The organism is Allofranklinella schreckenbergeri (genome assembly GCF_003703475.1).
GTDB lineage: Bacteria > Pseudomonadota > Gammaproteobacteria > Burkholderiales > Burkholderiaceae_C > Lampropedia > Lampropedia schreckenbergeri.
Genome location: NZ_RDQM01000002.1, coordinates 208,900 through 223,172, shown reverse-complemented (window position 1 = coordinate 223,172; position 14,273 = coordinate 208,900). Strand labels below are relative to the sequence as shown.

13 protein-coding genes are annotated in these 14,273 nt (G+C 61.3%); 12 read left to right on the top strand and 1 reads right to left on the bottom strand.

Going from position 1 to position 14,273, the window contains the following annotated elements; all coding sequences use genetic code 11:
• Nucleotides 1–2 precede the first annotated feature (2 nt).
• The 7 genes from EBQ26_RS02545 (at nucleotide 3) to EBQ26_RS02515 (ending at nucleotide 6,534) form a co-directional block, all read left to right on the top strand.
• Nucleotides 3–446 (top strand): TA system VapC family ribonuclease toxin, encoded by a 444-nt coding sequence (locus EBQ26_RS02545; RefSeq protein ID WP_122237453.1) that lies wholly within the window; start codon nucleotides 3–5, stop codon nucleotides 444–446.
• 27 nt (nucleotides 447–473) lie between these two features.
• Nucleotides 474–1,778, top strand: coding sequence for a replication-associated recombination protein A (locus EBQ26_RS02540; protein ID WP_122237452.1), 1,305 nt, complete (start codon nucleotides 474–476; stop codon nucleotides 1,776–1,778).
• 301 nt (nucleotides 1,779–2,079) lie between these two features.
• A complete protein-coding gene (locus EBQ26_RS02535) occupies nucleotides 2,080–2,865 on the top strand; it encodes an enoyl-CoA hydratase/isomerase family protein (RefSeq protein ID WP_122237451.1) in 786 nt (261 codons plus the stop codon).
• Nucleotides 2,866–3,045: 180 nt separating this feature from the next.
• Entirely contained in the window at nucleotides 3,046–3,378 is a 333-nt protein-coding gene (gene trxA, locus EBQ26_RS02530; RefSeq protein WP_122237450.1) for a thioredoxin TrxA, read from the top strand.
• A gap of 236 nt (nucleotides 3,379–3,614) precedes the next feature.
• Entirely contained in the window at nucleotides 3,615–4,493 is an 879-nt protein-coding gene (locus EBQ26_RS02525; RefSeq protein WP_122237449.1) for a SirB1 family protein, read from the top strand.
• A gap of 253 nt (nucleotides 4,494–4,746) precedes the next feature.
• Nucleotides 4,747–5,223 (top strand): transcription elongation factor GreA, encoded by a 477-nt coding sequence (gene greA, locus EBQ26_RS02520; protein WP_122237448.1) that lies wholly within the window; start codon nucleotides 4,747–4,749, stop codon nucleotides 5,221–5,223.
• A gap of 156 nt (nucleotides 5,224–5,379) precedes the next feature.
• Complete coding sequence (locus EBQ26_RS02515) at nucleotides 5,380–6,534, top strand: AraC family transcriptional regulator (protein ID WP_238944091.1); 1,155 nt, start codon at nucleotides 5,380–5,382, stop codon at nucleotides 6,532–6,534.
• Nucleotides 6,535–6,649: 115 nt separating this feature from the next.
• Here the strand turns inward: EBQ26_RS02515 and EBQ26_RS02510 are convergent, their stop codons facing one another.
• Nucleotides 6,650–7,729 (bottom strand): 6-phosphofructokinase, encoded by a 1,080-nt coding sequence (locus tag EBQ26_RS02510; protein ID WP_390614159.1) that lies wholly within the window; start codon nucleotides 7,727–7,729, stop codon nucleotides 6,650–6,652.
• Between the two features lie 158 nt (nucleotides 7,730–7,887).
• Between EBQ26_RS02510 and EBQ26_RS02505 the strand changes: the two genes are divergently transcribed.
• The 5 genes from EBQ26_RS02505 (at nucleotide 7,888) to EBQ26_RS02485 (ending at nucleotide 14,214) form a co-directional block, all read left to right on the top strand.
• Nucleotides 7,888–8,436, top strand: coding sequence for a CinA family protein (locus EBQ26_RS02505; protein WP_122237445.1), 549 nt, complete (start codon nucleotides 7,888–7,890; stop codon nucleotides 8,434–8,436).
• 118 nt (nucleotides 8,437–8,554) lie between these two features.
• A complete protein-coding gene (locus EBQ26_RS12565; RefSeq protein WP_124779693.1) occupies nucleotides 8,555–9,652 on the top strand; it encodes an SMP-30/gluconolactonase/LRE family protein in 1,098 nt (365 codons plus the stop codon).
• A 474-nt stretch (nucleotides 9,653–10,126) separates the two neighbouring features.
• Entirely contained in the window at nucleotides 10,127–11,836 is a 1,710-nt protein-coding gene (locus EBQ26_RS02495; protein WP_122237443.1) for an AMP-binding protein, read from the top strand.
• 74 nt (nucleotides 11,837–11,910) lie between these two features.
• Complete coding sequence (locus EBQ26_RS02490) at nucleotides 11,911–13,533, top strand: carboxyl transferase domain-containing protein (RefSeq protein ID WP_122237442.1); 1,623 nt, start codon at nucleotides 11,911–11,913, stop codon at nucleotides 13,531–13,533.
• A 165-nt stretch (nucleotides 13,534–13,698) separates the two neighbouring features.
• On the top strand, nucleotides 13,699–14,214 hold the full coding sequence (locus EBQ26_RS02485; protein ID WP_122237441.1) for an OsmC family protein: 516 nt from the start codon (nucleotides 13,699–13,701) through the stop codon (nucleotides 14,212–14,214).
• The last annotated feature ends 59 nt before the right edge of the window (nucleotides 14,215–14,273 follow it).

Sequence of the window (14,273 nt, the reverse complement as noted above, 5' to 3'; positions counted from 1 at the left end):
CCATGTCCACTCCTCGCCGCCTGCTGTTGGATGTCAATGTCTGGATTGCGCTGCTTGACGACAGTCATCCGCATAGTCAAAACGCGCAGCGCTTCATGAGCGCCCTGCCTGCCATTGCCACCTGCCCGCTCACTGAAAACGGCGTTTTGCGCATCCTCAATCTGCCTGGATACAGCCGCCGTATCGGCCCAGTTGGTTTTGAGCGGGTGCGCAGCAAGCTGCATGAAATCTATGCCTTGCTGGACCACCAGTTCTGGCCCGATGACCTCTCTCTGGTGGCCGATGAGGTGTTGGATTTCACCCGCATCAGCGGCCACAACCAAATCACCGATGCGTATCTACTGGCCCTGGCCGTCAAGCACGGCGGCGCTTTGGCCAGCTTCGACCAGCGCATTGCCCTTTCCGCCGTGCGCGGCGCTACTGCCGAGCATTTGCTTTTGCTCTGAATCCACTCTCCATTGCCCTCTCCATCCATGGCAACGCAACCGCACCAACCCCTGGCCGAGCGCCTGCGCCCCCATACGCTGGGCGAAGTCGTCGGCCAGCGCCATTTGCTGGGCGAGGGCATGCCGCTGCGGCTGGCGTTTGAATCGGGGCGGCCGCACAGTTGCATCCTCTGGGGGCCGCCCGGCGTGGGCAAAACCACGATTGCGCGGCTAATGGCCCATGCGTTTGACGCGCAATTCATCCCCATCAGCGCGGTGCTGGGCGGCGTGAAGGAAATCCGCGAAGCCGTGGAGCTGGCCCAGCGCGCGCGCGATGGCTTGATGCCGCAAGGCACCATCGTCTTCGTCGATGAAGTGCACCGCTTCAACAAAAGCCAGCAGGACGCCTTTTTGCCCCACGTCGAAAGCGGCCTGTTCACCTTCGTGGGCGCGACGACGGAAAACCCCTCGTTTGAAGTCAACTCCGCCTTGCTCTCGCGCGCGGCCGTTTACGTTTTGCAGCCTCTGGGGCCGGAAGATTTGCGCGAAATCGTGCAGCGCGCCCAGGCGCTGGGCGCCGTGCCTGCGATGGAGGAGGGCGCGCTGGCGCAATTGCTCGATTGGGCCGATGGCGACGCCCGCCGCCTGCTCAACACCCTCGAAACCCTGGCCCTGGCCGCGCAGCAAGAGCAGCTTGCCACCATCACCCCCGCCTGGCTGCACCGCGTGCTGGGCGAGCGCCTGCGCCGCTACGACAAAGGCGGCGAGCAGTTTTACGACACCATCAGCGCGCTGCACAAATCCATGCGCGGCTCCGACCCCGACGCCGCCCTGTACTGGCTGGTGCGCATGCTCGATGGCGGGGTGGATCCGCTCTACATCGGCCGGCGCATGATCCGCATGGCCGCCGAAGACATCGGCCTGGCCGACCCGCGCGCGCTGCGCCTGGCGTTGGATGCGGTGGAAACTTACGAGCGCCTGGGCTCACCCGAAGGCGAGCTGGCGCTGGCCGAATGCATCGTCTATCTGGCCGTGGCGCCCAAATCCAATGCCGTTTACACCGCCTACAAAGCCGCCAAAGCCTGGGTCAAGCAAGACGGCACCCGCCCCGTGCCCCTGCACCTGCGCAACGCCCCCACGGCGCTGATGAAAGAGCTGGATTACGGCAAAAACTACCGCTACGCCCACGACGAGGCCGATGCCTTTGCCGCTGGAGAAAACTACCTGCCCGAAGGCATGCCCGCGCAACAGTTCTACCAACCCGTGCCGCGCGGGCTGGAAATCAAGATCGGCGAAAAGCTCGCCCACCTGCGCGAGCGCAACGCCCAAGCCCGCCAAGGACAGGGCAAGTGAATTCGTTTTACATTTCAATTGGAAATAAAAATTTCCCATTTCGGCATGATGGGTATTGTTTCAAATTTACTTTGATTGATAAATTGCCTGACCTTTGCAGATGAACGCACCCTTGCCCTGCGGCACGCGGGCCAAGGTGTGTTGCCGAACCCTCCCCCCGCAAGCAGGAGAGGGCGCACGGCCAACAACGAACGCAAAGGTTGCCAAAGTGGCTCAATCGGGGGCTTGCCCAAGGCCCCGCCTCGCGTAGGATCGCCCGCTTGAACCCGTATCCCACACGATCACAAGGAGCACCCCGTCCATGACCCCAACCCTTCGCATCACCACAGAAGGCCACATCGCCACCGTCACCCTCAACCGCCCCGACGTGCGCAACGCCTTTAACGACGAAGTCATCGCCGAACTCACCCAGGCCTTTGGCGAGCTGGGCCAGCGTGCGGATGTGCGCGCCATCGTGCTCGCCGCCGAAGGCAAAGCCTTTTGCGCCGGGGCCGACCTCAACTGGATGCGCCGCATGGCCGATTACACGCGCGAGGAAAACCTGGCCGATGCGGGCAAGCTGGCCGAAATGCTGCGCGTGATCTACGAATGCCCCAAACCCACCATTGCCCGCGTGCAAGGCGACGTGTACGCCGGCGGCATGGGCCTGGTGGCCGCGTGCGACATGGCCGTGGCCGTGGAAGGCGCGGGCTTTTGCCTCAGTGAAGTCAAGCTCGGCCTGATTCCGGCCACCATCAGCCCCTACGTCATCCGCGCCATGGGGCCGCGCGCGGCGCACCGCTACTTTTTGACGGCCGAGCGCTTCGACGCCCAGGAGGCTTTGCGCACCGGCTTCATCCATGCCATCGTGCCCGACGCCGCCGCGCTGGATGCCAAGGTGGCCGAGCTGTGCGCCGCGCTGAGCAGCGCCAGCCCCAATGCCGTGCGCGAATGCAAAAAACTGGTGCAAGACGTGGCCGAGCGCCCCATCGACGCAGCCCTGATCGCCCAAACCGTGCAAGGCATTGCCGACATCCGCGCCAGCGCGGAGGGCAAGGAAGGCGTGCAATCCTTTTTGCAAAAGCGCAAGCCCCAGTGGTTGCAGTGAAGTTGCAGTGAATGCGCTTTGATGAATTGGGCTGGTGAATCGGGCCGATGAAGCGCGCGGCTGTTTGCAACCAGAGCGCCGCGCAGCCCCTCTCGCCAGCGTGGCGTATCAACTTCTGTCAGAATCCACGCCTGTTTTTCATTTTTAGGCCACCGGGCTGTTGCATTTGAAAGGTTCCCCATGTCCTCTGCTTTGATCACCCACATCACCGACGCCAACTTCGAGGCCGAAGTGCTGCAATCGGCCACCCCCGTTTTGCTCGACTTCTGGGCCGAATGGTGCGGCCCCTGCCGCCAAATCGCCCCCGTGCTGGACGAGCTGGCCGCCGCCTACGAAGGCCAACTGGCTATCAAGAAAATGAACGTGGACGAAAACCGCGACACACCCGCCAAATACGGCATTCGCGGCATCCCCACGCTCATGCTGTTCAAGAACGGCCAACTGGCCGCCACCAACGTCGGCGCTGGCAACAAGGCGCAAATCCAGGCCTTCATCGACAAAAACCTGGGCTGAACACCCATAGCCGCTATCACCACCATTGAAAAAGCCGGGCCAATCACAGCCCGGCTTTTTTGTTGTGCGGCAGATAAAACACCGCAAAGCGCCAAAAGCGCCCAAAAACCCTGGCAATCGGGGTTTTCAACTATCGGTGCGCTCGTGGTTTATGCGGAAAGAAAGCGCATTTTGACCGACAATGGGCCAGATTTTTGGCCTGTTAAAGGCTGTTTGCTTTGCTGAGGGAATGTCGGATGTTGATGAATTTGCAGCCACCCGCGCCGCTTGAATACTTTGCTTCGCTCGTGCAGTCCGACAAGGGTTTCCCGCTGATTGAAGCGGCCGCCAGCCTGGCGCAGGACGAATACCCGCAACTGGATTTGCAGCAAGTGCTCGATGACGTCGAGCGCCTGCAGGCCCGCTTGAACCAACGGGGCATCCATTATTTGACCGTGGCCGAGCGCCTCATCCGGCTCAACCTTTTTTTCTACGACGAGCTGCAATTTGGCCCTCACCACGAACCCCGCGAGCGCCACGGAAACCACGACGGCGGCGATGAAGACCCCGAAAACCACTACCTGCACCACGTGCTCGCCCAGCGCCAAGGCAGCGCAGTCCCGTTGGCCTTGCTGTGGCTGGAGTTGGCTAAAGACGTCTATCTCAACGCGCACGGCGTGTTCTTCGCCGGGCAATTGCTGATTCGCGTGCTGCCCGGGCAAGGGCAACAAATCGTGATCGATCCGCTCAATGGCCGCTCACTCTCGCCAGCGCATCTGGCGCAGCGGCTGCACCCAGGCGACGCCCGCATGGCCGCGCTGGTTGAACAGCGCATGCCCGGGCTGCTTTTGCAAACCGCCACGCCGCGCGAAATCATTGCGCACATGCTGCGCAATTTGCAGGCCATCTTTATGGCGCAACGCGATTTCGCGCGGCTGCTGGGCGTGCAAAACCGCCTGATGACGCTGCTGCCAACGGATTGGGAAACGCTGCGCGAGCGGGCGCTGACTTACCGCCAATTGGGGCTGGTGGAGCGCGCCATCGAAGATTTGCAGCAGTACCTGGCCCACGTCCACCAAGGCCCCTGCGCGCAGGAGGCTGCGCAGGCCTTGGAGCAATTGCGCATGCAGCGTTAAGCCCGGCGCCACCACAATGCCAGCGGCAAAAATGGAAATGCAAACCAAAGGAAATTAAGCTTAATATCCAACAAGCCGAAATAAGCCATATTTTTTGCCTATTGATTGATAATTGAAAGCCCTTTGGCAGGCTGCACATTGCGATGGCGCACAGGCAGAGCCCTTACAATACGCCCCATCGATTTGATGAACACACCACACCGCTGAGCGGCAACGCTCTGCGGTGCATTTTTTTGGAAAAACGAGGATACACATGAGCACCCTTCCCATCACCAAGCGCGGCGCCGAGCTGCTCAAGGCGGAGTTGCACCGCTTGAAAACCGTTGATCGCCCCAACGTCATCAACGCCATTGCCGAAGCGCGCGCGCAAGGCGATTTGAGCGAGAACGCCGAGTACGACGCCGCCAAGGATCGGCAAGGCTTTATCGAAGGCCGCATCAAGGACATCGAGGGCAAGCTCGCTGCCGCGCAGGTGATTGACCCCGCCGCGCTGGATGCGGAGGGCAAGGTCGTGTTTGGCGCCACCGTCGAGCTGGAAGATGAGGACAGCGGCCAGCAAGTCACCTACCAAATCGTGGGCGAGGACGAGGCCGACATCAAACAAGGCTTGCTCAACGTCTCCAGCCCCATCGCACGCGCGCTGATCGGCAAGTTTGAAGGGGATGTGGCCGTCGTCCAGGCCCCTGGCGGCGAGCGCAGCTACGAAATCATCGCCGTGCGCTACGAGTAAGCCTCAAGCCTGTGCGCAAGCCCGTAAAGAAAGGGTGGGGAAGCTGCATGCCGGGCATGCATGCAGCACGCTTGGAGAGGGTTTATTCCGGGTCAGAACGGGCACGAAAAGTGCCAAAATCGGTCAATTCCTCCATTCATTTCACTTTTTGACGACGTGGCTTTCACCAATCCCTCTCCAAGCCTTCACGCAGCCGGGCAGGGCGCTCGCTCCAGAGGCGCCGCCTGTGCCGAAGCCTGCAAAGAATCGTCCCCGGCCGCCAGTGCCAAGCCGTCGTTGCAGCCCGCCAAGGCTTCGCCCGTGGCCTTTGTGCTCACCATCTTGGAAGCCTACCGCCGCAAAGGCAAAAGCAGCGTGCAGGCGCTCGAGCACGCCCATATCACGCCCGCCGATTGGCGCAACCCCAACGGCTGCATCACGGCTTTGCAGATGGAGCGCCTCTCCACCCACGCCATGCGCGATCTGGACGACGAGGCGCTGGGCTGGCTCAGCCGCCCCCTGCCGTGGGGCAGTTATGGGCTGCTGGCGCGCGCCTCCATCAGCGCGCCCAATCTGCGGGTGGCGCTCACGCGCTGGTGCCGCCACCACAACCTGCTCACGCAAGATCTGGCGCTGCAAGTGCAGGTGCACAAGCAAGGCGCGCGCAAGGTGGTGACGGTGAGCGTGCAGGAGCACTTTGCGGCCGAGCCGGATCAGCGCCGCATGGGGCTGCTGACGCTGCTGCGCAATGTGCATGGCTTTTCCTGCTGGTTGCTCGATTCGCAGATTCCGCTGCTGGGTGTGGATTTGCCCTTTGCGGCACCGGCGTATGCCACGCAGGTGGGGCTGATGTTCCCCGGCCCGATCCGCTATGGCGCGCAGCGCGCCTGCCTGCACTTTGATGCCCATTACCTGGACATGCCCGTGCGGCGCGATGAAACGGCGCTGAACCACATGCTCCAGCGCGCTTTGCTGGTGGTGGTCAAACCCTATCGGCGCGATCGCCTGACCCAGCAGCGCGTGCGCCAGTTGCTCAGCCAGGGCGAAGGCAGTTTGCAAACGGCCGAGAGCCTGGCCCAGGAGCTGCACATGTCCGTGCGCAGCCTGCACCGTTTTTTGCATGAGGATGGCACCAGCTTGCAACGCATCAAGGACGAGGTGCGCAGCGAGCGCGCCTGCCAATTGCTGGTGCGCACCCGCCATCCCGTCAAGAAAATTGCGGGCATGACGGGGTTTGACAACGCCAAGAGCTTTACCCGCGCCTTCACCCGCTGGACGGGGCTGTCGCCCACGCAGTATCGCCAGCAGCATGGGGCGGTGCAGCCAGAGTAGGCCGGAATAGGGCGCTGAAATACTCCATTTTACCAATCAAAAGGAAATAAAATTAGCCTATTTCGGCATGATAGGTAAGAATCCTTTTTTCTTTTGAAAAATTCCTGATGCGGGCTTAAGAAGCCGCTGCATCCGCCACGCCCAGCGCAATCCCCATGCTGTGCGCCGCCCGCAGCAGCGGGTGCTGCAAAGGCACGGTGCGGTTGAGGTCGGCCACCTGGGCCAACGGCACGCTGTGGCAGGCATCGCCTTGCAGCACGACCATGCGCCCGAATTCGCGGCGCTTGACCAGCTCGGCCGCGTAGTGCCCCAGGCGCGTGGCCAGCACGCGGTCAAACGGCGTGGGCGAGCCGCCGCGCTGCAAATGCCCCAATTGGGTGGCGCGGATTTCGCAATCCACCAGGGGCATCAACTGGCTGCGCAGGACTTCGCCGATGCCGCCCAGGCGCAGCGGATCGGGGCTGTCGGGCAGGTATTCGCGCACCGTCATCTCGCCGCCCTGCGGTTTGGCGCCTTCGGCGATGCTGATAAGGGCGTAGCCTTGCTGGCTGTAGCGCTGGCGGCAGGCGAGGGCGATGGCTTCGATGTCGTAGGGCAGCTCGGGGATGACGATCACATCCGCGCCGCCCGCCAGGCCGCCTTCCAGCGCAATCCAGCCCGCATAGCGGCCCATCGTCTCCAAAATCATGATGCGGCCATGGCTGCGGGCGGTGGTCTCCAGCCGCTCCAGCGCATGCGCCACCACGGCCACCGCGCTGTCAAAGCCGAAGGTGCGATCGGTGTGCATCAAATCGTTGTCGATGGTTTTGGGCACGCCCACCACGGGCAGGCCCAGGCGCTCCAGCCGGTGGGCAATGCTCATCGAGCCATCGCCGCCAATCACCACCAGCGCATCCAGCCCCAGCTCGCGCGCATAAGCCAGGGCCTGCGCAGAGCAATCGGCGCCGCCAGCGGGCGTCCACTGAAACGGGTTGGCTTTGTTGTGCGTGCCCAAAATCGTGCCGCCTTCGTGCACGATGTGATGCACATCCGCGCGCGTGAGCGGGCGCGAGCGCCGCTCCATCAAACCCCAAAAGCCGCGCTCAATTCCCGTCACGCGCGCGCCCAGCTCTTGCGTTAAACACAGCGTGACGGCGCGAATCACCGCATTCAGGCCAGGACAATCGCCGCCGCCAGTCAAAACACCAACATGCAGGGGCGGGCGAGGGGAGGCAGGCGAGCTCATATGGACAACAGGCAAAGGATGAAAAAGCGGGCAATGGTATCGGACAAAATCGGCGTGCCTATGGCATTTGCGCGTTGTGCGCCAATGCCAGCGGGCTTTGTGAAACAGGAGAAATTGGAGCTTTCCCCATGTCTGATCTCGACTGCATGGCCGACCGTATAACCGCCGCCGTCGCCGAATTGGCGCAATGCTTGATCGCCACCAACCGCATGATGGCCTGCGCCGAAAGTTGCACCGGCGGCATGGTGGCCGCCGCCTGCACGGCATTGGCAGGCTCCAGCGCCTGGTTTGAGCGGGGCATGGTGACGTACTCCAACGAAGCCAAGCAGCAAATGCTGGGCGTGCCCGCCGAGCTCATCGCCACACACGGCGCCGTCAGCGAACCCGTCGCCCGCGCCATGGCCGAAGGGGCCTTGCGCCATTCCCAAGCCCAACTCAGCCTCGCCATCACCGGCATCGCAGGCCCCAGCGGCGGCAGCGAAGAAAAGCCGGTGGGGACGGTGTGGTTTGCCTGGGCTGCCTCACCATCCCAAACACAAAACGCTGCTGCGCCGGTGTTCGATGTCCTGACCCGTCGGTGCATATTCGCTGGTGATCGCCAGGCCGTGCGTGAAGCGGCTTGCTGGCATGCCCTGAACGGGCTGCTTGATTTAGCCCGCAAAGGCAGCCTGTTTTGACCGGAATTTTGCTTTTCTGACAAAGAAGAGAATATAAAAATCAGGGTTTTTGCCAATTGTATGCAAACAGGGTAGGCGTCAGCATGTAATTCAATTTTTACAGACCATAGGCACAGCTATGAAAAATCGCAAAAAAATAGTGTTTCCATTCATTTTTGTTTCATTTTTGGCCGCTTGTGGCGGCAGCGATGAAAATTACTTAGAAAATATTACCAAAACAAATTTCAGGACTTTGTTGGGGCCTGAATCCATCACCAATCATGCCGACACGTCAAGAGGTTGCGTAGATGGCGCAGGAAGTGGGGTGATGCTGGGCTATATCAGCGATATAGCCATTAATACTTCAGCATTACAGGTGCTGACTCTTGAACGGGCCGTATGCGATGCATCGTACAGAATCCGCGTATTCGATATCGAGAGCAAGGAAATTAAAACCCAATTTATAGCGCCGCCTTACCATGCGCAAACGCAAGGCCCGCTGACTACGCTTGCCAGCCCATCGGCCATTGCAATGGCAAAAGATGGAGGCCTGTTGATTGCAGACTCAGAGGGTTTTACAGGCGGGCTTGGTATAAGCAATAGAAACAAGCCGGGGCATGGCAACGGAATTTGGCATTTGGATTCTGAAGGACGCTTATCGCAATTGGCCGGTTTTGCCACCCCCAATCCTCGCGTCGCTGGGCCTGGAGAACAACAAAAAGATGGCACTGGAAAACAAGCCGTTTTTTCCCTCATTGACAAAATTTGCCCGCAAGGGTCAAGTGAAGATTATTATTTGCTCGATAAAAACATTGTTCGACATATAACGAAATCCGGGTCGGTTACAACACTGATTAATGAAAACGGTGGTGCATACCAGGGATTGCACTGCAGCTCCGACGGGCGAGCCTTGAGTTCGTTCATTGACACCAACGGCCAATTCAAAGCCGTTGAGCTTGTATCAGGCACACAATATTCGATTACGAAAGCGATGTTTAATAGTATCCAGACACTTGCAACCGACGGCAAAGCCTGGATACGCTTGGACGATGACATGGCCCTTCTTGATCTTCATACGGGAGAGGTCATCAAAGATTCCAAAATTGCCACCAATGGGGCAAAAGGCGATACAGGAAAAGCACCAAACCCCATAGGTCGAGGGTTTGCACATTACCAAGGTGATAGCGCCATATATGCCAGCACGACTTCTTTGGTCATGCTGAAATACAGTGATTGATGCCGACTTTCATTTGAATCACAAACAAGGGCAAAGCTTGCCGGTTAGGCGGGCAGGCATGCCCAAGCGCTTGCCCGAGTGCATCGACCAGCCCGCCCACGCCTTGCCTGGCAGCTCGTAGCCAGCCCAGATGCGCAGCAGCTTGATCACCGCCGCAGGGACGGCGTGCTTGCCCGATCCCAGTCAGTATCGACGCGGCTTTGCCTGTGCATTGCCTGGCGGTATGGGGCCAATCGATCAGGCTTCATAGTCGATACGATGTATATTATGTCAAATTCATAAGAGGGGTAATTATGCAAATAGCTTCCCCGCCATCCCTTTCACTTCTGTCACCAAGCCCTACTCCGCCACACAGTGCCGTCCTGGCATGTTTTGTACCCGTATTGACACACTCAGGCTGGCTGGCGCTCCTATCATGCCGCGTCCATACGCCCTGATTGCAGGGCTGAATTCACAGGTTTCAAGGAGACATAAATGGAAACCGCGAAAGAGCTGAGCTATGCCAAAGGCCACACCCATACGCCACTCATAGAGCAAACGATTGGCGATTTCTTCGACGCCGTGGTGCAGCGTTACCCTGAGCGTGATGTATTGGTCAGCCGCCATCAGGGGCAGCGTTACACCTACCGCGAGCTGCAGGCCAAAGTCAACCAATTCGCCAGCGCTTTGCTGCGCACAGGCCTTCAGCCGGGCGATCGCATCGGCATTTGGTCGCACAACAATGTGGAATGGGTGCTGATGCAACTGGCCACGGCCAAAGTGGGCTTGGTGCTGGTCAATATCAACCCGGCCTATCGCACAGCCGAGGCCGAATACGCGCTCAACAAGGTTGGCTGCAAGGCCCTGGTGGCCATGCCCAGCTTCAAAACGAGCGACTACCTGGGCATGTTGCGTGAATTGGCCCCTGAGCTGGAGCAATGCGAGCCAGGGCAACTGGCTGCCCGCCGCCTGCCCTTTTTGCGTCGTGTGGTTTGGATCGACGTGCCCGGCCAGGGCCAGGAGCAACCAGGCATGCAGCGCTTTTCCGAGCTGCTGGCCACGGGCGATGCCAATGATCCGCAAGTCGCACAGGTGCAGGCCGGCCTGAAGAACACCGACCCGATCAACATCCAGTTCACCAGCGGCACCACGGGCTTTCCCAAGGGGGCCACGCTGACGCACCGCAACATCCTCAACAACGGCTTTTTCATTGGCGAGTGCATGAAGCTCACGCCAGAAGACCGGCTGTGCATCCCTGTGCCGCTGTACCACTGCTTTGGCATGGTGCTGGGCAATCTGGCCTGCATCACGCACGGCAGCGCCATCGTTTATCCCAACGACGGCTTTGACGCCCTGACGGTGCTGGAGACCGTGCAGGCCGAAAAATGCACAGGCCTGCATGGCGTGCCCACCATGTTCATCGCCGAGCTGGACCACCCGCGCTTTGCCGAGTTCGATCTCTCCAGCCTGCGCACCGGCATCATGGCTGGCACGGCCTGCCCCATTGAAGTCATGCGTCGCGTGGTCGATCAAATGCACCTGTCGGAAATCACCATCGCCTACGGCATGACGGAAACCAGCCCGGTGAGCTGCCAGAGCGACACGGCCACGCCGCTGGAGCGCCGCGTCACCACCGTCGGCCAGGTGCAGCCGCACCTGGAAATCAAAATTGTTGACCCGGTAACAGGCGGAACCGTGCCGCGTGGCCAGTCGGGCGAGTTCTGCACGCGCGGCTACTCCGTGATGCACGGCTACTGGGGCGATGAGGAGAAAACCCGCGAAGCCATCGACGCCGAGGGTTGGATGCACACGGGCGATTTGGCCACCATGGATGAGCAGGGCTACGTCAACATCGTCGGCCGCATCAAGGACATGGTGATCCGCGGCGGCGAGAACATCTACCCGCGCGAGATCGAGGAATTTCTCTACCGCCATCCCAAGGTGCAGGACGTGCAGGTCGTGGGCGTACCCGACGAAAAATACGGCGAGGAGCTGTGCGCCTGGATCATCGCCAAGCCCGGCGCGCTAGTGACGGAGGACGACATCCGCGAATTCTGCAAGGGCCAGATCGCGCACTACAAGGTGCCGCGCTACATCCGCTTCGTCGATGCCTTCCCGATGACGGTGACGGGCAAGATCCAGAAATTCGCCATCCGCGACGAGATGAAGAAACTGCTGGGCCTGAGCGAAGCCAAGACCGCCTGAAAACCCCGTTCAGAACGCCCTGCAACACCCCCAACACCAGGCCCCGGCAAGGGGCCAGCACACAAGAACCCCCTATGGCCATCCTCACTTCCAAGATCAATCCCCGATCCGCCGATTTCCAAGCCAGCGCTGACGCCATGCGCGCCCTGGTGGACGATTTGAACCAGCAGTTCGAGCGCATCGAACAAGGCGGCGGCCAGGCCGCGCGCGACAAGCACCAGTCGCGCGGCAAGCTGCTGCCGCGCGACCGCGTGCAGGCCCTGCTCGACCCCGGCTCGCCCTTCCTCGAAGTGGCGCCGCTGGCCGCGCTGAACATGTACAAGGACAAAGACGGCAAGGACGCCGCGCCCTGCGCTGGTGTGATCTGCGGCATCGGCCGCATCAACGGCGTGGAATGCATGGTGGTGTGCAACGACGCCACCGTCAAAGGCGGCACCTACTACCCCATGACGGTGAAAAAACACCTGCGCGCGCAGGAAATCGCCATGCAAAACCGCCTGCCCTGCGTGTATCTGGTGGATTCGGGCGGCGCCAACCTGCCCAACCAGGACGATGTCTTCCCCGACCGCGACCACTTCGGCCGCATCTTCTACAACCAGGCCAACATGAGCGCGCAGGGCATTGCGCAAATCGCCGTCGTCATGGGCAGTTGCACCGCCGGCGGCGCCTACGTGCCCGCCATGAGCGATGAAACCATCATCGTCAAAAACCAGGGCACCATCTTCCTGGGTGGCCCGCCGCTGGTCAAAGCCGCCACGGGCGAAGTCGTCAGCGCCGAGGATCTGGGCGGCGGCGACGTGCACACGCGCCTCTCGGGCGTGGCCGACTACCTGGCGCAAAACGACATGCACGCCCTGGCCCTGGCGCGCGAAAAGGTCAAGAACCTGCAATGGAGCAAGACCCCCTGCCCGGCCGACGCCCAGCCCAAGGCCCCGCGCTTTGCCGCCGAGGAGCTCTACGGCATCATCCCCACCGACACGCGCAAACCCTTTGACGTGCGCGAGATCATCGCCCGCATCGTGGACGACAGCGAGCTGGACGAATTCAAGGCCCGCTTCGGCACCACGCTGGTCTGCGGCTTTGCCCGCATCGAGGGCATGATGGTGGGCATCATCGCCAACAACGGCATCCTGTTTTCCGAATCCGCGCAGAAAGGCGCGCACTTCATCGAGCTGTGCTGCCAGCGCAAGATCCCGCTGGTGTTCCTGCAGAACATCACCGGCTTCATGGTCGGGCGCAAGTACGAAAACGAAGGCATTGCCCGCCACGGCGCCAAGATGGTCACGGCCGTGGCTACGGCCAACGTACCCAAGTTCACCATCATCATTGGCGGCAGCTTTGGCGCCGGCAACTACGGCATGTGCGGCCGCGCCTACTCGCCGCGCTTCCTCTGGATGTGGCCCAACGCCCGCATCAGCGTCATGGGCGGCGAGCAGGCCGCCAGCGTGCTGGCCACCGTCAAGCGCGACGGCATCGAAGCCAAGGGCGGCCAGTGGAGCGCCGAGGAGGAGGAAGCCTTCAAGGCCCCCATCCGCCAACAATACGAAGAGCAAGGCCACCCCTACTACGCCAGCGCCCGCCTGTGGGACGACGGCGTGATCGACCCCATCGACACCCGCCGCGTACTGGCCCTGGGCCTGTCGGCCGCACGCAATGCGCCAGTGGAAGACGTGAAGTTCGGCGTGTTCCGCATGTAAGCCCGTTTAGGCGGGTTCAAAATCTCCGCATGGTGGGCTGGCGATGCGCTGAAAGTCCCCCGCCATGCCTGCCTGCATCCGCCCCTTCACCCCAGCGTTCATGTAACTGAGCCGGTCCAGCCCATCGCTGAATCTGGCACCCAGGCTGCAACAGGAAAGCCAAGCATGAGCACCTACACCGCCACCGTCACCTGGCAACTCGGCCCGCAAGAAGACGTTGAAGCCTTTGAAAATTTTGCTAAAGGCCGCTACAGCCGCCGCCATCTCTGGCGCTTTGACGGCGGGCAGCAGGTGGCCGCCTCGTCCTCGCCGCACGTCGTGCCCCTGCCCTGGTCAGACGCGCAGGCCGTGGACCCGGAAGAAGCCTTCGTCGCCTCGCTCGCCTCCTGCCACATGCTGTGGTTTCTCTCCATCGCCGCGCGCCAGGGCTTTGCCGTGCAGCACTATGAAGACCGCGCCAGCGGCGTGATGGAGAAAAACGCCCAGGGCAAGCTCTGGGTGAGCGTCGTCACCCTGGCGCCCGCCGTGCGCTTCACGGGCCGCCAGCCCAGTTTTGCAGAGTTGCAGGCCCTGCATCATGCAGCCCACGAGGAATGCTTCATCGCCCAGTCGGTGAAAACCGAGGTGCGCTGCCAGCCCGTCTGGCCTTTGCCAGTTGGCGACGCGCCCCAGCCCGACTGATTTCTTGCCATCACGCACCGCCACCAGCCATGACCCCAGCCACCCGCATACCGCATGCA